This window comes from Paenibacillus xerothermodurans (assembly GCF_002220865.2).
GTDB lineage: Bacteria > Bacillota > Bacilli > Paenibacillales > NBRC-103111 > Paenibacillus_S > Paenibacillus_S xerothermodurans.
In genome coordinates this window covers 88,726-108,211 of record NZ_NHRJ02000001.1, presented here as the reverse complement: position 1 = coordinate 108,211, position 19,486 = coordinate 88,726, and the positions used below count along the sequence as shown (strand labels likewise).

17 protein-coding genes are annotated in these 19,486 nt (G+C 52.0%); 16 read left to right on the top strand and 1 reads right to left on the bottom strand.

Features of this window, described 5'->3' with window-relative positions; genetic code table 11:
* The first annotated feature begins 13 nt into the window (after positions 1 to 13).
* On the top strand, positions 14 to 454 hold the full coding sequence (locus CBW46_RS00470; RefSeq protein WP_089198076.1) for a Dps family protein: 441 nt from the start codon (positions 14 to 16) through the stop codon (positions 452 to 454).
* Positions 455 to 946: 492 nt separating this feature from the next.
* On the opposite strand, the gene CBW46_RS00465 is transcribed toward CBW46_RS00470, so the two are convergent.
* Positions 947 to 1,219: a YciI family protein gene (locus CBW46_RS00465; RefSeq protein WP_089198075.1), complete on the bottom strand. Its 273-nt coding sequence runs from the start codon at positions 1,217 to 1,219 to the stop codon at positions 947 to 949.
* 373 nt (positions 1,220 to 1,592) lie between these two features.
* On the opposite strand from CBW46_RS00465, the gene CBW46_RS00460 reads away from it, so the two are divergent.
* From CBW46_RS00460 to CBW46_RS00390, 15 genes are all read left to right on the top strand, one after another.
* Positions 1,593 to 2,504: an AraC family transcriptional regulator gene (locus CBW46_RS00460; protein WP_089198074.1), complete on the top strand. Its 912-nt coding sequence runs from the start codon at positions 1,593 to 1,595 to the stop codon at positions 2,502 to 2,504.
* Positions 2,505 to 2,517: 13 nt separating this feature from the next.
* Entirely contained in the window at positions 2,518 to 4,311 is a 1,794-nt protein-coding gene (locus CBW46_RS00455) for a cache domain-containing sensor histidine kinase (protein ID WP_165842158.1), read from the top strand.
* Between the two features lie 28 nt (positions 4,312 to 4,339).
* The gene (locus CBW46_RS00450; RefSeq protein ID WP_089198072.1) at positions 4,340 to 5,869 is read left to right on the top strand and encodes a response regulator transcription factor; all 1,530 of its coding nucleotides are present in this window, start codon (positions 4,340 to 4,342) and stop codon (positions 5,867 to 5,869) included.
* Positions 5,870 to 5,999: 130 nt separating this feature from the next.
* Positions 6,000 to 7,352, top strand: coding sequence for an ABC transporter substrate-binding protein (locus CBW46_RS00445; RefSeq protein WP_243633115.1), 1,353 nt, complete (start codon positions 6,000 to 6,002; stop codon positions 7,350 to 7,352).
* 76 nt (positions 7,353 to 7,428) lie between these two features.
* Positions 7,429 to 8,295 (top strand): carbohydrate ABC transporter permease, encoded by an 867-nt coding sequence (locus CBW46_RS00440; RefSeq protein ID WP_089198071.1) that lies wholly within the window; start codon positions 7,429 to 7,431, stop codon positions 8,293 to 8,295.
* A complete protein-coding gene (locus CBW46_RS00435) occupies positions 8,292 to 9,125 on the top strand; it encodes a carbohydrate ABC transporter permease (RefSeq protein ID WP_089198070.1) in 834 nt (277 codons plus the stop codon). Before CBW46_RS00440 ends, CBW46_RS00435 begins: the two co-directional genes overlap by 4 nt.
* 124 nt (positions 9,126 to 9,249) lie before the next feature.
* Positions 9,250 to 10,068 (top strand): adenylyl-sulfate kinase, encoded by an 819-nt coding sequence (gene cysC / locus CBW46_RS22115; RefSeq protein ID WP_089198069.1) that lies wholly within the window; start codon positions 9,250 to 9,252, stop codon positions 10,066 to 10,068.
* Positions 10,065 to 11,489 carry a sulfatase family protein gene (locus CBW46_RS00425; RefSeq protein ID WP_089198068.1) on the top strand — a complete coding sequence of 475 codons (1,425 nt, stop codon included), beginning with the start codon at positions 10,065 to 10,067 and terminating at the stop codon, positions 11,487 to 11,489. The genes cysC and CBW46_RS00425 overlap by 4 nt, the downstream gene beginning before the upstream one ends.
* A 61-nt stretch (positions 11,490 to 11,550) precedes the next feature.
* A complete protein-coding gene (locus tag CBW46_RS00420) occupies positions 11,551 to 12,690 on the top strand; it encodes a Gfo/Idh/MocA family protein (RefSeq protein WP_165842157.1) in 1,140 nt (379 codons plus the stop codon).
* Between the two features lie 32 nt (positions 12,691 to 12,722).
* On the top strand, positions 12,723 to 13,529 hold the full coding sequence (locus tag CBW46_RS00415; RefSeq protein ID WP_089198066.1) for a sugar phosphate isomerase/epimerase family protein: 807 nt from the start codon (positions 12,723 to 12,725) through the stop codon (positions 13,527 to 13,529).
* 48 nt (positions 13,530 to 13,577) lie between these two features.
* Positions 13,578 to 14,966, top strand: coding sequence for a sulfatase family protein (locus CBW46_RS00410; RefSeq protein WP_089198065.1), 1,389 nt, complete (start codon positions 13,578 to 13,580; stop codon positions 14,964 to 14,966).
* 191 nt (positions 14,967 to 15,157) lie between these two features.
* Positions 15,158 to 16,174, top strand: a complete 1,017-nt coding sequence (locus CBW46_RS00405) for a Gfo/Idh/MocA family protein (protein ID WP_089198064.1) — start codon at positions 15,158 to 15,160, stop codon at positions 16,172 to 16,174.
* A 22-nt stretch (positions 16,175 to 16,196) separates the two neighbouring features.
* Positions 16,197 to 17,585 (top strand): sulfatase family protein, encoded by a 1,389-nt coding sequence (locus CBW46_RS00400; protein ID WP_089198063.1) that lies wholly within the window; start codon positions 16,197 to 16,199, stop codon positions 17,583 to 17,585.
* Positions 17,586 to 17,660: 75 nt separating this feature from the next.
* Complete coding sequence (locus tag CBW46_RS00395; RefSeq protein WP_089198062.1) at positions 17,661 to 18,443, top strand: phytanoyl-CoA dioxygenase family protein; 783 nt, start codon at positions 17,661 to 17,663, stop codon at positions 18,441 to 18,443.
* A gap of 65 nt (positions 18,444 to 18,508) precedes the next feature.
* Entirely contained in the window at positions 18,509 to 19,408 is a 900-nt protein-coding gene (locus tag CBW46_RS00390) for a dienelactone hydrolase family protein (protein ID WP_089198061.1), read from the top strand.
* Positions 19,409 to 19,486 lie beyond the last annotated feature (78 nt).

The following is a 19,486-nucleotide window of genomic DNA, read 5'->3' as shown; positions in this document are numbered from 1 at the left end:
AGGAGGAAATAAAATGAGCGCAACACTACACACGATTCTGAATCAGCAACTGGCAAACTGGTCTATTCTGCATGTTAAATTTCACAACTTTCATTGGTTTGTAAAAGGCCATCAATTTTTCACGCTGCACGCGAAATTTGAGGAGCTCTACACGGAAGCCGCGCTCCACGTGGATAACCTGGCTGAACGGCTGCTGGCATTGGGTGGAAAACCGATGGCAACCATGCGCGGGTACTTGGATGCAGCATCGGTCCGTGACGCTGTGGGAGGAGAAAGCGCAGAACAGATGGTTGCGACTACGGTGAACGATTTTCAATTAATGATTGATGAATTGAAAGTCGGCATGAATGCCGCAGCCGCCTCCAATGACGAGACGACGGAAGATTTGCTGCAGGAAATTCACGCGTCCGTTGAGAAACACGTATGGATGTTGAACGCGTTTCTCGGAAAATAATCATGAACGTCATAGCACATGAGGCAGGTAAGGGTCGGGCAGCTAACATTTGCCCGGCCCTTATTCTCCGTTCAGGCCAATCCACTCAAGTAATTAACCTGCGTAGCCGCGGCGAGACTGGGGAATGCTGCGGGTGGAGGGATATTCGTCGCATTTTTTTACTGGCTGTCCTATGTACGAACGGCCAAATGAACACAGCGCAGATTGCTGGGGCTTGGGCATCCTCTCGCGGCCGCAGTTATCCGTCGCAGTGAGCGATCAGAACAGTGTTGTTCACGGTACAACTCCCGAAAGAAAAAAGACGGGCGCCAGCACTCCTGCAGAGCATACCGGCCACCCGTATTGTTCGTTTTCCTATGAACCGCATTTTTGCCAACCAGCTCGGCGAGCCGTGATCTTTATGGCTTATCGTCGCTCTGTTCACACTCTCATCCATTCAGTAACACTGGCATGGCTTTTTTGGCATGTGCTGATTTAGCCGTCCGCTACGCTCTAGATGTTGACCTTCTGGGTCATTTTCCACTCGCGCAGGTCGAGACGTCTAACCTTTTCAATGACATAAGGATCCTTGTTCGCCAGCTGTTCCGCCTCTTCATATGAATCAGCGATGTAGATCACGAGACCTCCCGATCCGTTCGCGAACGGTCCGCAAGCAAATATTTTCCCGTTTTCCTCACATTCCTTCAGATGCTGCAGATGCTGGGGTCTAAGTGTTTGATTTTTGTCAGGATCAAGCATCTCCAAATACGCGGCAAAGTACGACATTCGGCAAAACTCCTTTTTTTGATGATTAATTATGTATGAGGCTATAGAAATTATTACATAAAACCGGACCGGCACACAACATAGACATCGCATCCCGCCGCGGCCGTACCGGGGCCAAGCGAGTCACGTGTAAGCACACGTGGCGCAAGGGGATCTTCAATGTGCCACTACGCTTATCCAATGGCACAGGGGCAGCTTCTTTAGGTGCAATGCGCCCAATATGCGGCGCTGGAGCATGCCGACACTGTGGAAATGCGCTACAATGATGTCCGAATAGACCATGCGGGAGGTGGATGACTGCCGTATCATATAATTGCAGGCAGCATACAAATAGCACACGTTGTGTTTATACTTCTCTGGAGGAGGATATTTCATGGACAAAATGGAACAGCAATTGCACAGCAGCCAATTTATTCGAGAGCGTTCTTTTCCCTTTTGGATTCGTCGTTACTTTCACGACCACGCCCATGTTCCGTCGTTACATGGACATGATTTTATCGAACTCGTGTACGTTGTCCGTGGGCAAGCGGAGCATATGTTTGAGGGGAGCTGCTATGATATGCGGGCTGGTGACGTGTTTATTATCAACCCGGGCGAGGTGCACACATACCGCATAAAACCCGGCAAACAGCTCGAAATCATCAACTGTTTGTTTATGTCTGATCTGATTCGGGGCAGCTGGCTTCTCGAGCTCGGGATATCGCAGTCGATGGATTACTTTTACGTGCACCCGTTCCTCGATCACAGAGAGCGCTTCCACAACCGCTTGAATTTAAACGGCCAAGACGCCGCCCGCACGTTGTTTTTGCTCGAAACCATGATGAATGAATTTGACAGCAGACTGTCCGGCTGCGAGACGCTAATCCGGCTGCAGCTGGTGGAGCTGCTGATCCTGCTGTCGCGCTCCTATCAGCAAGCGGAAGGGCACTGCGGTAAAGCGGCCGTGCGAAGCGACTCCCGGCAGCTCCTCGTCCGGCGCATATGCGGTTATTTGGAGCGTTATTATGACAAGAAGGTGTCCATAGCAGCAATATGTGAAATGTTTAACATCAGCGCGAGACAGCTTAACCGGATTTTCAAAGAGGTGCTGGGGATGACGGTGGTCGATATGGTCCATCAGATCCGCATCGAAAGGGCGAAGCATTTGCTGCGCGAAACCGAAGACAAAGTGATCACAATTGCGGGCAGAGTCGGCTATGAAGATCCGGCGTTTTTCAGCAGGCTATTTCACCGGCAAGTCGGGTGCTCGCCCGGGAAGTTCCGGGAATCGTCGGCAGACGGTTGAGCGGGTGGCCACCATGCGGCGATGGAACGACCGGATGCTGAAAACCAAAATGTTTATCGCGTTTTCTATTGTCTCTTTGTTTATCGTCGGCGTTACGTGCGTAACTTTTTACTGCAAAAACACCGGTGATGTCACGAATCAAACCTTCGCGTTGTCCAAAATTATATCCAAGCAGCTGTCCGAAATGATCAATCTGTACACGCAAAACATTCAGGAACTGTCCTTAGCCATTTCCATAGACCCCTCAATCCAGAACCATTTGTTCGAGTTTTACAAAGCGTCCAACCCGATCCACAAAGAAACTATAGGCTATAAGCTAAACCCGGTGCTTTTTAATTTCTCCTATCCGAAGTCTTATGTCGAAAGTATTTCCATTTACACGCTGGATGAGCATTTATACCAATATACCAAGCTGGTGAAGCCGCGACCGATGATGCCGTTTTCTAGTCGACATTTGTCGGAGTTCGGGCGTGTTTTAAGCAACAAACCGTTTATGCTCATTCCTGCGGATGAAGGTGTTGGCTCTAGGGACAAGCCGGGTAAGGTGGTTTCTTTTATACGCAAGATCAATAAGATCCCGACTCAGACAACCATCGGGTTTGTTGCCATCGATATTAATGTAAACGCATTCAGGATTATGCTTGCAAATCCAAACGCCAATGAACTGGAACACACTATGCATGTTGTTATAGCAGACGACACGGGTCGTATCATATTTGAAAATGGAACAGCCCCGGCCGGAGATTCAACTGGCAGGTTCGATGCGGCGGTATTCCAAAAGCCTATAACGCATGGCGAGCTGCAATGGAGGGATAAGCGCTACCTTTACGCGTTCGAAAGATCACACTATACCGGCTGGAACACCGTTATTCTTATTCCCAAAGACGTGGTTCTGCTCAAGCAAAAACGAATACAGGATATTGTGTTCATCGTCGGTGCTGTGAGCATGATGCTCGTCGCCGCCGTATCTTACATGCTGTCTCATCAAATCACGCTGCCGCTGCACAAATTAATGCGAAAAATGTCCCGAGTTGAACTGGGCGATTTTAACCAGCGAATGGAGTATGAAGGCAATAACGAGATCGGGCGATTGAGCAAAATGTACAATCATATGCTGGACAGCATTTCCCGCTTGATCCATCAGGTGTATGAGTCGAGGCTGGCTGAGAACCACGCACAATTGTCAGCGCTCCACGCGCAAATTAATCCGCATTTTTTGTACAACACATTAAACATCATGAAATCGATCAGCAGGCTTAGGGGGATTGAGGAAGTAGCCGAAATTTCGGAATCTTTGGCAGGTTTGTTTCAATACAGTATGAAAAATCTGGCTCATCCCGTACCGCTGCGCAAGGAGCTTGAACACATTCACAACTATTTTAAAATTCAGCAGCACCGCTTCGGAGACAGAATGGAGCTTTGGTGCGATGTACCGGAACCACTGCTCGATGCCGCGATCCTCAAGTTGACCATTCAGCCGCTAGTCGAAAACGCGGTGAACCATGGTCTGCGCAAGATGAAAAACGGAGGTCGTATACACATACAGGCTTTTCGGCGTGACCATGCGCTGGTGCTCGAGGTGACGGACAACGGCGAGGGGATGAGCGAGGCCGAGCGGACGCAGCTGCAGGCATCCTTAGATAATTCGACCCCGCTTGATCATGACCATGGTGTAACCAATGGGATCGGTGTGCTGAACATACACCAGCGCATTCAACTATCCTACGGCAAAGAATATGGATTGAAGGTAGCCAGTGCACCGGGAAGAGGCACTACGGTGACGCTGCTGTTTCCAAATGAAAGTTAAGCTGTTCGCGAAAGGATGAAATCACGTAATGAACATCTTTGTGGTAGAGGACGAACGGTGGGCGCTGGCTGAAATGGTGGAGCTGCTCAAAGCTTATCGGCCGGAGCACCGTGTGTTTGCTTTCGATAACGGCGACGATGCCTTGACGGCTGCAGACGGAGTGCGGCCCGATTTGGTGCTCACCGACGTTAACATGCCGGGAATCGACGGGCTGGAGTTAATTGAACAATTACACAAGCTCGACCCGACCATCAAGAGCATGATCGTCAGTGTGCACGATGAATTCGAGTATGCCCGCCAAGGGATGAAGTTCGGGGTGGTCGATTATTTGCTTAAGCCGGTCAAGAAGGACGACCTAGTCAACGCGGTGGACAAGGCGGTACAGCGCATTGAGACTGACAGCAAACGAAGGGAGCAATGGATGAACGGCTCCATTGCGCAGATGCTTGTAGCTGCGGAAATTCCGGTTCACGCCGATTTGCAGCAGATTAACGCAGGAGCTTACTGTATGGTGCTGCTGATTTTGGACAAGCACGCGGAATTGAAAGGCTGGAAGGACGCCGGCTTGCATGCTGACGCCATGAGAGAGATATTTACGAGCGCTATAGCTCCAACCACTCAATTTCATTGCGTGGAGCTCGACTGCTGGCAGAAAGTTGTGTTGATTCCGCTTACCGGCAGCAACCAGATGGGCGCAGTAAAAACAACTTTAGCCTCGTTGTATCAGCAGCTGCATCGGCTGCCTGCCCCGATACATATCGGTCTTGCACATAAATCCGAACAAAGGTCACTATACGACACGCTGTACGAATTGAAACAAAGGATGGATGAGCAGATGACTTTCGGCATGTGTACATTTCTGTCGGATGACAGACCGCTTCCGGATGTGGACCTCAGTACGGTTTGGGAAAAGGTGAGATTAATGGAATGGCATTTTAACAAAAGCGAGATTGCTAAGGGCCAAACGGCTTTACACCGAATATTGGACGAACTGCGGCAGCGGCAGATTACTCGTCGACAGATGCGGTTGTTCATCCATGATTTGTTGTTCTCTTTGAAATACAATTTGCTCGCAGCCAGAACTGGGGCGGTCAACGTGAACGTCCTGCAGGAAGATATTTCGGCGTTCCACCGGCTGTCGGGGTATGTTGAGCTATCCGACTGGTTGAGTGAGAAAGTTATAGGACTCTACTGTTCAGAGCGGCCGACAGATCGTACTCCAAGGAACCTCGTGCCTGTGCTGCTTCAAATCATTCATAACAATTATCAAGGCACGCTTTCATTACAGCAGTTTGCGGCCGATCACCATGTGAGCTTGGGGTACTTATCCCGAATATTCAAAAGCCAGACCGGGAGTACGTTCTCAGACTACGTCACAGGCTACCGGATCCGCAAGGCCAAGGAGCTGCTGAGCGGCGGGATTGAGCGGCTGCAGGAGGTAAGCCGGCTGGTTGGCTACGAAGATCCGAAACATTTTAGCGCCTTGTTCAAAAAAATAGTCGGGCAAACGCCGATGGCATACGCAAGAAGCAAGCTGCCGGCGACAGGCAGAGAATAAGCAAACTGGAAAAAAGCAAAACTGCCCCCCAAAACACGTACAAATCACATGTGTTCAGCCAGACTGAGTACCCGTACAATTTTAGTTACAGTTGTGACGCACAGACGATGATATCAAAGGAGGAGATACAATGAGTCGGTCGAGATGGTATGCAGTATGCTCATACGCCGCAATGCTTACGACCATTATCGCAGGTTGCAGTTCCTCATCACAGCCGGCGGGAGACGCCGCTGCAGGCTCGCGAGAGAGCGGCAAGTCAGCAGCGGGCGGAGGTGCTAATGAACCAGTTACGTTGACGATGCTGATCGGCACGACCGGCACATCTTATCCTGCCACGCAGGCGGTGGCTGCGGCAGCTGAGAAGAAGCTGAATATCAAGATCAAATTCGACACCATGCCCGACGGAACGGAGGGAGATAACTTAGTTAAGACACGGCTAGCTACCGGGGAAATGGCGGACATCCTTTTTTACAACTCAGGCTCGTTATTCCGGGCACTGAATCCGGATGAAAATTTCGTGGATTTAACGAAAGAGGCATTTGTTACGGATTTAATGGACTCCTATAAGGAAACGGTTACATCCGATGGCAAGGTGTTCGGCGTGCCAGGCGGCTCCTCCACAGTGGGCGGCATACTTTACAACAAAAAGGTATATGCCGATCTCGGCCTGACCGTGCCGAGAACATGGGCGGAGTTCATCGCGAACAGCGACAAAATTAAAGCGGCAGGCAAGACGGCGGTGATCGGGTCGTATAAAACGACATGGACGTCACAGCTGTTTGTGCTGGCGAATCAGTACAATGTGCAGGCGGAGGTACCAAACTTTGCTCAGGATTACACAGCCAATAAGGCAAAATACGCAACAACGCCGTCAGCGCTGCGCGGCTTTCAAATGACGAGGGAAGTGTTTGATAAGGGTTATTTCAACAAGGACTTTGTTGCCACAACGTATGACGGCGGGCTGAAAATGCTGGCCGAGGGGACTGGAGTGCAATACCCGATGCTTACGCATGCCATCGATGCATTGGCCCAGAACCACCCGGACAAAGTGAAAGATATCGGCGTATTCCCGATTCCAAGCGACAAGGCGGAAATGAACGGGTTCACGGTATGGATGCCGAGCTCTTACTACATCAACAAGAAGAGCAAGAATGTGGACGCTGCGAAGAAATTTCTTGAGTTTCTAATGTCTCCGGAGGGTCAGAAGGCGTACATGTCGAAGAGCAAAGCGAATGGCCCTTACGTGGTTAAAGGAGTCAACGTGCCGGAAAACGCTTATGACGGAATTAAAGAGATGCAGCCTTACTTTGACAGCGGCAAGACCGCGCCGGCACTGGAATTTATCTCGCCTGTGAAGGGACCGAACTTGGAAAGCATTTTGATTGAAGTGGGCACGGGGCAAAAATCACCGGAAGACGGAGCGGCCGATTATGACAAGGATGTGAGAAAGCAGGCGCAGCAGTTAAATCTTCCGGGCTGGTAATCCGCTGGCGCTTGCACACTCATCACTCATTGGCCCTGCAGGCATGCGGGGCCGATTTTCTAACGGAGGGATCATAATGAGAGTCGCGCAAAAAAGAATGTACACTTATGCGTTTTTGCTGCCGGCAGGCGTTATTTATTTCTTGTTTTATTTGCTGCCCACCATTATGTCGCTCTTTTTCAGCCTGACCCGGTGGACGCTGACGAAATGGCAGTTTATCGGCTTGGAAAACTACGTGATGTTTTTCGAGGAGTCGGCATTGAAAATCGGCTTTCAAAACACTCTGATTTATGCTGTGGTCACTTGCGGACTGAAGGTGATCCTCGCTCTGCTGCTTGCGACGCTGCTGACGTCAAAGATTTGGTTAAAGGACTATTTCAGGTCGATGGTGTTTTTTCCAACGCTGCTCAGTACGATCGCCGTTGGGATCGCGTTCAGCACCATGATGCATCCCACCCAAGGGGTCATCAACACCTGGCTCGCAGCTATCGGCATCGCGGGTCCGGACTGGCTGGGCAACACTAAGATTGCTTTGTTGTCGGTGGCGCTGGTCGACGTATGGAAGGGCGTCGGCATCGCCACGGTCATTTACATCGCGGGCATCATGTCCATTCCACAGCATTATTATGAAGCGCTTAAGATGGATGGGGGAAATGCGATTCGAGGCTTTTGGCACATTACACTGCCGCTCAGCAGGCCTGCGATGAACTCTGTGATCATACTGGCGTTTATCGGGGGCCTGCGCAGCTTCGACCTCATCTGGGCCATGACCAAAGGCGGCCCGGGTTTCTCCACCGACTTGATCGCTTCTATTATTTATAAGCAGTACCAAGCGGGATTTTACGGTCTTGCCACCGCGGGCAACGTGCTGCTGTTCGTAGCGATCTCTGTGCTGGCTTTTCCGCTGTACATGTTCTTGAACAGAAGAGAGGTGGACCTATGAGCAAATTGGCGCAAAAAATCGTTGTCAGCGGCATACTTCTCGTTCTTTCGACCATTGTTTTTTGGGTCCCTTTTTATTTCGTTATCGTCAATTCATTCAAATCTTCTACAGAAGCCGCTGATATGAACATGCAGTGGCCGGACTCCTTCCATATCGTCGAAAATTACACGTCGGTGCTGCAGGCTTCCGATAACATGCTGATCCGCGCCTTTTTTAACAGTACGCTGCTGACGATATTGTCGGTGGGCGGGTTGGTCATCGTGAGCTCCCTCGCAGGCTTTGTGCTGCAGCGCCGGGAGAAAGGGCGGGCGGCTTCTACGCTGAATTTTCTGGTGCTCGCCGGGCTAATGATTCCACCCGCTGTTGTGCCCACCATCTGGGTGCTGAATTCTGTAGGGCTGTTTAAGACATTGACCGGACTGACGCTGGTCGAAATTGCCCTGCATTTTCCGTTCTGCGCCATTTTGTACAAAGCTTTCACTGCAACGATCCCGCGCGACATAGATGAAAGTGCGTTTATTGACGGGTGCGGCGGATTTAAACTGTTCGCTCATATTATTTTTCCGCTGTTGAAGCCCGTTTCATCGACCATTATCATCATTCAGGCAGTAAGCGTGTTCAACGATTTTGTGAATCCGCTGTATTTTCTGCCCGGCTCGGAGAATGCGACAGTGCAGCTCACGCTGTACAATTTTATGAGCATGTACCTGACCTCTTGGAACCTGCTGTTCGCGGACGTCGTGCTGATTTCGATTCCGCCGCTTATCCTGTTTATTTTTTTCAACAAAAAAATTGTAGCGGGGATGACGGCGGGCTCCGTCAAAGGGTGACTTCACCTCTACGGTCCGCATCGACCATACGGTTGGCTGAATGAACAATGCCAATGCATAAGAGCGGCTTTACAATAGAAGCATGAGCAGTTCACGCGGCTCTGATAAGAAAGGGGGAGAGGTCATGGAAAGAACCGGCGGTTCTGTGCTCTGGTTCACCGGTCTCTCAGGTTCGGGTAAGACGACGACGGCAGAGCGGCTGCACAGACAGTTTCTCGACGAGGGACGGCCGGTGGAGCTGCTGGATGGCGACGTCATCCGAGGCGTTCTTTGCAAAGGTCTTGGCTTCAGCCGGCAGGACAGATTGGAAAACATACGGCGGATCGCGTACGTAGCGGATTTATTGTCTCGGCACGGCGTAACGGTGCTGGTATCGGCTATCACGCCATACCAGGAAATGCGGAGCTATTTGCGGGAGCATGTCCACGGTTATGTTGAAGTTTATGTGAAATGTTCGCTTGACGTGTGCGCCGAGCGGGATGTAAAAGGCTTATATGCCAAGGCGATGCGTGGGGAAATTGCGATGTTTACGGGAATATCCGATGTCTACGAGGAGCCTGAACAAGCTGACATCGTTATCGACACGCAGCAGCATGATGTGGAGTGGAATGCGCGCAGGATTGTGGAGTGGCTGCAGCAGAGATGTGCAGTGGAACTTGCGAGCAACTGCATCGCCGCGAGCCGAGAGATGCCGGGGCACGGCGTGGCGGCGACTGCGGAGTCGGGCGGTTGGCACGCAAGTTATCAGGCGGGCGATCGGGGCACCACGGCGATGCAGAATGTGGAGGCGAGACTGGGGCCGGGTGGCATGGACGCACGTGAGCAGGCGAGTGATCGGGCCATGACGGCAGGGCATGGCGCATCGGCCAGCCCGGGGACGGGTGGCCTGAGCACGCTGGCGGACACGCCGAGAAGAAGTCCCGTGGATGGTGAGCATGGATGAATATCATCATGATCTCGCTTGATACGCTGCGTGCCGACCGGCTGGGCTGCTACGGATACGGGAAACGCACCACGCCTTATATCGACCAAATCGCTTCCGCAGGCGTACTGCTGGAGCGGGCATATGCGGCCGATATCCCGACTGAAGCGGCTCACACCGCGATATTCACCGGCAAAGTCGGATTGACGACCGGGGTCGTATCTCATGGCTCCGACCTGGCGTATCTCCCTAAATCGGTACAATGGCTGCCATCTATGTTGAAATCCGCAGGCTTTGTCACCGGTGCCGTCGACAATTTATACAACTTGAAGGAATGGTTCGCCCGCGGATATCGGTATTACATCAACAGCTCCGGCAAAAAACGGTGGATTGACGGAAGAACGGTCAATGACCTTGCCATGTCCTGGATTAGGGAGCACAAGGATGATTCTTTCTTCTTGTTCCTGCACTATTGGGACGCTCACACGCCATATTTGCCGCCGCAGCCATATGTCGGGCAGTTTTACGCGAAAGACAAAGATCCGTCGGCTCCGCACAATAGTAGTATGCATCGTGCGTACTCACATCCTGCGTATCCGTTTTTTAAGCATCATCACTATAATTTGCTCGGGCCTGTGACCGATGCGGAATATGTCAGCGCACTGTATGATGCGGAAATCCGGTACTTGGATGATTTAATTATGGAGTTGGACGATTTTTTGCAGCGCCTCGGCTTGAAAGAGGAAACGCTGCTCGTCCTGTTCGGAGACCATGGCGAAAGTCTGACAGAGCATGATATTTACTGGGACCACTGCGGGTTATATGAGCAGACGGTCCACATTCCGATAATTATGCGGTGGCCGGCCGGCATGCCGCGGGCATCGCGTGTACAGGGGTTTGTCCAGCATGCGGATCTGATGCCGACTGTTCTGGAAGCGATTGCACGCGATGCGCCTGATGGCATCGATTTATCTGCAATCAAGCCGCCGGACGATATGGATGGGCAGAGCTTATGGCCGTCGATACTCGGCGCAGCTGAGGGTACGTTGCATGAGGTACACTTGAGCGAATGTGCCTGGCAGGCTGCGAGAGGCGTGAGGACTCAGCGTTACAAATTCATTCGCAACTATGATACAGGACTGTTCGACCGTGCGCCACGCGAGCTGTATGATTTGCTGGCAGATCCGGAGGAACGGCACAATCTGGCTGAACAATTGCCTGCTCTGGCGGAAGAGATGGAAGGCCGGATCAATCGGTATGTCAGCGGCAAGCTGTCAGGAAGAAGAGATCCTATGATGCGGCAAATCACGGAAGCTCAGCTGCCTTTTCGCCGGCGGATCGAGTCAATCCTGGCGCATGTGGGATTAACGTGGGACGAATGGTTGGCCAACCCGCGCCGTGAGCGGTATGACACCCTGGAGGCGAAGCGGGCTACCCCGTGATGCAGGTAAATAAGGCTCAATGTTGATACACTCCAAAAATGAAAGGTGGTGCAGTCCCGGCTTGTCTTCTAGTCCAGAGGCAGCTGTTGGGACGCAGATGATGGCATTGAACATTGGAATTGTCGGTATGAACGGAATTGGCATGCGCCATGCGGAATGCTACTCGCAGGACTCTCTCGCGAACGTTCTTGCAGTGTGCGATGTGGTGAAAGAGCGGGCGGATAATGCAGCACAGAAGTACGGAGTCAAAGCCTATTACAGCCTTCAGGACATGTTGGCCAACGAACCTGACCTGCAAATCGTCGATGTCACGACGGGGGGAATCGAAAACGGCAGCTGGCACTATGAACCGGCGGTGCAGGCTATTGCGGCAGGGAAGCATGTGTTGATCGAGAAGCCGCTGGCCAACGACATTGTAGAAGGCCGGGAGCTGGTCCGTTTCGCGGCGGAGAAGAATGTCTACCTAGGGTGCAATCTGAACCACTACTTCACGGCGCCGGCGGAAAAAGCCCGGCAATATATCGACTCCGGCGAAATCGGTGAAACCGTGTATTGTCTGCATAAAATGGGCTTCAACGGCGGCGCGGACACGTACAATCCGCCGAAGTCGCTTAAAGAAAAACAGCCTTACTTTCACATGAAAGCATTTCTTACGCATCCGTTCAGCGTGATGAGATATTTTTGCGGGGATATTACCCATATCCAGACATTTTCCAGCCAGGCGGGATTTCGGAAGAGCGCGAGCGATCCGATGGTATCGATCAACAGCATTCACGTGAAGTTTGCCAGCGGGGCGGCAGGCTATCTGCTGAGCCAACGCGGTGACGCCACCTACGGTCTGGGCGGGTGGTGGAGCATGGAAGTGGGCGGCACCAAAGGCACCTTTTGCATAGAAAATTGTGTAGAGAAGGTGTCCTATTGGAAAGCGCAAAAAGGAGTTCCGGTGATCGGCGCCCATCCTGAGCCTGAAGTAACGCGCTCGGGAGTGACAGAGTTCAACTCTACGTTCAACAACAGGCTGCACGCATTCTTGGAGGACATCACAAACGGGGTGCCGAGAGAACATATCCGGGCTTCCGGGAGAGATGCGCTGGCCGTGCTTGAATATACGTTTGCCGTCATAGAATCATATGAACAGGGCGGTGCCGTGGTAAGACCACATCCGCTTCCGGCGTTTCATGGCGATCCGCTGTCCATGTGAAGACGATTACCAAAAAGGGAGAGTGTGCCAGAATGATTAAGCTCGGTGTTAACTCAGTGTTGTTTAAGGAATTTGATTTTGCCACTGCTGCGCGCCACATAGCACTGAGCGGTTACGACGGCGTAGAGATATCCGCCATTCAGGGCATGTGCGAGCATCTACATCTGGCACGATGGCAGGAACAGGCCGCTGAGCTTAGAACGATCGCGCAGGACAACGGACTCAGCTTCTTATCGATGGAGTTGGGCAGCATCAAAGATGAACAGCGCTTGCTGACAGCGTTCGAAGCTGCTGCGGAAATCGGCATACCCATCGTGAACATCGGACCAGGCGGGAAAACCGGTGTGGAAGAAGATGTACAGCGCTCTATTGAGCAGCTCCAGCGGATGTCGGAGAAGGCCGAGGCCTTAGGCGTGACATTGTGTGTCAAGGCGCACATCGGGCAGGCGATTCATGACACACCGACTACGCTGCGGGCGATGTCCGAGGTGTCGTCATCCGCCTTCGGCATCGACATGGATCCGAGTCACATCTACCGTGCCAACGAAAATCCGGAGGAAGCTTTGCCCGCTGTCATCAGCCGTGTGAAGCATGTCCACATTCGCGACTGCAAAGGGCGCGAGCAGGGGCCGGGTCCCATCGAGCTGCAGGCGTGCGGCCGCGGCGACATTAATTTGTTCGCCTACTGCAAGGCAATGGTGGATAACGGGTACGACGGACCGGTCGTGCTGGAGGTTATCGGGGCGAAGCCGGAACACTCGTTAGCACAAATTTCAATCATTACCGCAGAAACTTACGGATATTTGAACGCTTGCCTCAAACAGCTTGGCGCCCGCTAAATCGATATTCCACACTAAATGTCATATATGCGAAGGAGAGTGCACGGTATGGCTTTATCCAAAAAAAAGCCGAATCTGATTCTGTTCGGCATTGACAGCCTGCGCCGGGACCGAATGAGCTCTTACGGATACGGCAAATTAACCACACCGCATCTGGATCAGTTTGCCCGGGAAGGTGTTCTGTTTGAGCAGCATTTCAGCCCAAGCATTCCGACGACACCAGCTTATGCAGCCATGCTAACCGGAAAAGATTGCTTTGGGACCAACGTAGTGGCACTGCGCCACAAGGGAGATGTCGGCGCCAAAATGCTGCCGGAGATTTTAAGTGAACATGGCTATAACACAACTTGCGTCGGTTTCAAAGGAAACCCGTCGTCCCGCGGTTTCGATAATTACTTAGAATATGAGGCCTGGCAGCCGGACAGCACAGGCAGATGTCCCAAAGCGGAGAGCCTTAACGAATTAGCAATCCCGGAGCTGCAGCGGCTCGCCGAAGACGATAAACCGTTTTTCTTGTTTTTGCGGTATATGGATCCGCATTCGCCCTATTTGCCGCCGAAGCCGTTTGAGCGCATATTTTATGCGGGCAATGAGTACGATCCATCCAACGATTCGATGGAGCCGGTGTACAATTTTAAACCGTTCGCCGATTTTCTGAAATCATGGATCCCCGAGGGAGTCACGGATCAGGAGTATGTGAGCGCGCAATATGACGGTGCGGTAGCCTATATGGATGCGTGCATTCAAAACCTGCTGCAGGCCGTGGACGATTTGGGACTTGCTGAGGACACGCTTATCGTGGTCACGTCAGACCATGGGGAGACGCTGTATGAGCACGACTGCTACTTCGATCATCACGGGCTTTATGATTGCACGCTGGTCGTGCCGCTCATTATAAAGTTTCCGGGAAGATTGCCTGCCGGCAAAAGAGTGTCGGATGTGACGTTAATAAGCGACATTATGCCGACGATCTTGGAACTGCTGGAAGTCGATGAACAGCTGGAGCCGGACGGACAGAGCCTGCTGCCGTTCATTCACGGTAATCCGCCGCGCAGGGTGAGTGAATTCTATATCACGGAGTGCACTTGGATGCGCAAGCATGGCTGGCGTACGCCTCACTGGAAGCTGATTCGTGCCTTGGAACCGGATTTTCACTTTAAGCCCCAGGTCGAGCTTTACAACTTAATCGAAGACCCACAGGAAAACAAAAATGTAGCTGAAGACGAGCCGGAAATCGTGGAACTGCTAACAGCTAGAATGGAAGAGCATATACGTCGGCGTGAGCTGGACACAGGCCGAACCAATCCGATGTTTACCAACACAGATTGGCATGGCAAAGGAAAGGGTCCATTCAAATCCTCGGAGCAAGCTTACAACACGCTGTATATCGGCAGTTCGGTTAATGCCCGGTCGCTGCAGGCGAAGGAACAGAAGTAGCCAACCAAATGCACCGTGGCCGGAGCCGCGCGACATAGCGCAAGTGCTCTGTCCGGTGCACCGGACTAACCCGCTTACGGCGGGTGACTGTCTTGTGGTGACGGTGGGCTAACACACGCTAGGCGGTGACCGTCTATGGTGGCGGCGGGCTAACCCGGGCGCGGACGGTCACTCAGGGAGGAGGCAACGCCATGATTCGTGTAGCAGTAGTCGGCGTCAACAACATCGGGAAAATCCACTGCCAGTATTACGCGCACCATCCGGACACGATACTCGTCGCCGTATGCGACTTAATGGAGGATCGGATGCGGGAGGCGTGCCAAACGTACGGAGTGAAAGGCTATACGCAGCTTGAAGCACTGTTGGACAAAGAAGACATAGATATGGTATGTGTCGCTACCGGCGGGGAGGAAAAAGGAAGCCACCATTATGCGCCGGTGATGACCGCAATAGCAGCAGGGAAGGATGTACTCGTAGAGAAGCCTATCTCAAACCGGATCAAAGAAGCGCGCGCAATGGTGAGAGCGGCCGCGGCGGAAGGAGTACGTTTCGGCTGCAACTTAAACCATCGGTTTACGCCGGCGGCTGCCAAGGGAAAAGAACTGATTGAACGGAACCTGCTTGGCGCTCCGCTGTTTTTAAACATGCGGCTGACGATAGATAACAAAGCGGATTTCACCGAATGGTTTCATATGCGCGCGCTCCATCCTCATTCGATCGATGTGATGCGCTACTTGTTCGGGGATATCAAGCGGGTTCAGTCATTCATGACTAAAGCGCCGGGACGCCACACGTGGTCTACCGCTAGTGTGAATATGGAATTTGCCAATGGCGCGGTCGGCCACTTGACAGGCAGCTACGACATGTCCATGCTGCATCCTATTGAGTGGTGTGAGGCGGCAGGATCGGAAGGGCGCTTCGTGATCGACAACGTATATGAAAGCATTTGCTTTTATCCGCACAAGAGCAGTGAGACGACGGTGATGCGCAATCCGATATTCGGCGGGCTGCAAGGCTTCAATGATACGTTCGGCCGGCGGATTGGGCGTTTCATTCAACAAATTAAAGAGAACGCCGCACCTGATGACATCGAGGGATCCGGGATGGAAGCGTTGGCCGCGCAGGAAGTCATCGAAGCAGCAATACGATCACATCAGTCGGGCAGCATAGCGGTTGAGGTGCCAAACTACGCCGGGGCCGCTCAATGAGAACCCATGCCGAGGCGGAAATATGATGGTGCCTAACATCTTATTTATCATGCTTGACCAGCTTCGTTATGATTGCGTCGGTTTCAGCCGGCATTACCCGGTATCCACGCCGAACATCGACCGGTTGGCCACAGAGGGGGCATGGTTTTCGAACGCTTACACGCCTATCCCGATATGCAGTCCGTCCCGGCAAGCGCTGCTTAACGGCCGCAGGCCGGAGACGTTCGGGGCCTTGTGGAATTTTAACAACGGTCTCGATATTCCCGCACTCGAACCTGAGGAATATGCGTGGCCAAGGGATTTAGCCCAGCATTCTTATCAAAGATCGCTGATCGGCAAGTGGCACGTCCATCCCGATCGCTCCCCTGTAGATTATGGTTATGACGCCTACGTAGGGTTTGACGGATATACGGCAATGCTCACGCAGGCTTATCCGGATGTCCAATACCGCAACGGATTCTTCGGCGAACGGAACCCTATTCCGGTGGAACACTCGGAGACCCATTGGTTGGCTGATCAGGCATGTGCGGCAATACAACAGCTGACCCGCGGGCAGGCGCCCTGGTATATCCAGCTCAACTTTAACGAGCCCCATCCGCCGTGCCGGCCGTCAGGCAAGTTCGCGGACATGTACCGGCCTGAGGACATTGAACCATGGCAAGCCTTTAACGAAACATTCGTCGACAAGCCTTATATTCAAAAGCAGCAGCTGTATAACTGGAACATTGAAGACTACACCTGGGAACAGTGGGCTCCTGTCGTCGCGAGATACTATGGTGTCATCAGCCAAGTGGACGATGCTATCGGCAAAGTGCTGCAAGCTCTCGAGTCTGCCGGGGCGGCAGATAACACGATGGTCATATTGACGTCAGATCATGGAGATATGTGCGGATCTCATCGGATGATGGATAAGCATTACGTGATGTACGATGATGTGGTAAAGGTTCCGCTGATTATAAAGCACCCCGGCCTGGTAAAACAGGGGGCGGTATATGATCAATTTGTTTATCAGGCGCTGGATCTGCCTCCCACCATTTTGGAGATGCTTGGGCTGGATGTGCCGCCGTTTTTTCACGGCAGATCACTGGTGCCGCTGCTGCGCAACCAAGAAGTTGCGGACTGGAGAAACGCGGTGGTATCCACCTATAACGGCCAGCAGTTCGGACTATACACCCAGCGCATGCTTCGCACCAACAGTTGGAAATACGTGTGGAACACAACGGATGTGGATGAGCTTTACAATTTAACGCAGGACCCGCACGAATTGACCAATCTTATTTATGACCCCGGTTGTGTGGATGTGGTGCAGCAGTACCGGCGCGCGCTGTACGACACATTGTTGGCCGAGGGGGACGGCTTGGTGCAAAGTGAATGGATGCGAAACCAACTGGTGCACAATCGCAAACGGTGATGCTGTTTTTGGAGCTGAAACGTCCCGAACCGGGGCGTGGAGAACAGATTCTTATTCCAAACAGGAGGAAACACGATGAGTGCACAGCAAAAAATCACCAACATGCAGGATGCCTTACACGCGCTGGAAGTCGATGATAACATTCTGACAGCGGAAGAAAAGAAGGAGCTCGACGAGCAAGGATATGCCATTTTTCATGATTTTATCGAACCGGAATGGCTGGAGCAGTTAAGAGAGACATATGAGATGTTGATGAAAAAGGAAGGTGACGATGCAGGGAAAGAATTCAGGCAAGAGGCGGGAACACGCAGATTATCCGATCTGATTAATAAAGGCGAAGTTTTCGATGGCATTTACACGCATCCGAAGATTCTCGCTGTGACCCATTATGTCATCGGACGTGATTTTAAGGTCAATTCCATCAACGGCCGCGATGCGCTTCCTGGTCAGGGACACCAAGCACTGCATGCAGACTGGGGAACGCGCAAGGAGGGGGAGGGCAATCACATCGTCAACACATTGTGGCTGCTCGATGATTTCACGCCTGACAATGGTGCGACTCGCGTAGTGCCAACAAACCATAAATTGTTCGGCAAGCCTTCCGACTATGTGGAGGACCTAAGCGCTCCTCACCCGGATGAAAAGCTCATTATCGCTAAAGCGGGCACTGTTGTTGCTTACAACGCACATATGTGGCATGGAGGCACAGAGAACCGAACATCTCAAACCCGCCGAGTTCTTCACCCGTCTTTCATCGCTCGTGAATTCCCGCAGCAGTACAACCAACGTGAGCTGCTGCGAAAAACCACTTATGATCGGATTTCCCCTGCTGCACGTTATCTGCTCGATGTAGAGTGAGGCCGAGGCCAAGACCAGGAGCGCAAGAGGGCTGCATGCCATTGAATACGCGGGAGGCTTTCACCATGGAAAAAGAGCTGCGCCGAAAGGAACTTTTCAGTCTGTTGGGGGAGCTCCCTGCCAGGCCGAAGATCAGTCACAAGCTTGTTCTAAAGGAAGAGAAAGAAAATTATGTGCTGGAAAAACTGGTGTTAGATCTGAATGGCATTGAAAAGGTTCCGGCTTACTTTGTTCACCCTAAAGCAGAAGGTCCTTTTCCGACGATTTTGTTTAACCACTCCCACGGCGGTTTTTATCATTTGGGCAAGGATGAAATGCTTAACGGCAATGTCTATCTGCAGAATCCTCCTTACGCGGAAGAACTGACAAAACTGGGATATGCCGCCCTTTGTATCGATATGTGGGGCTTCGGTGAACGCCGGGGCCGTACGGAAAGCGAAATTTTTAAGCATATGCTGTGGACCGGCCGTGTCATGTGGGGAATGATGGTGTATGACAATTTACAGGCGATCGATTATCTTCTTTCCCGTGAAGACGTGATCGGCGATCGCATCGGTACTTTGGGAATCTCACTGGGTAGCACGATGGCCTGGTGGACAGCGGCTTTGGACACTCGGATTAAAGTTTGTGTGGATATCTGCTGCCTGACGGATTTTCAGGCTCTGATCGACAGCCGTGGTTTGGACGGTCATGGTATTTATTATTACGTGCCTAAATTGTTGAATCACTTCACTACGGCAGAGATCAATGCGCTTATCGCCCCGCGTGCTCACCTTAGCTTGGCCGGAAATCACGATAAGTTGACCCCGCCTGCCGGTTTGGATCGTATCGATGAAGAGTTGAAAAGGATCTATGCGGAAGAAGGCGCTTCTGACAAATGGAATCTGCTGCGGTATGATGTTGGGCATTTCGAAACGGCCGATATGCGAGCCGAAATCGTGTCCTTTCTTAACAAGTGGCTATAAAAACAAATGATTCGCCTGATGTTCCCCAGCATTCCCCTAATTATTCAATTCCACTAAAGTGCTACAATTGGACCAGGT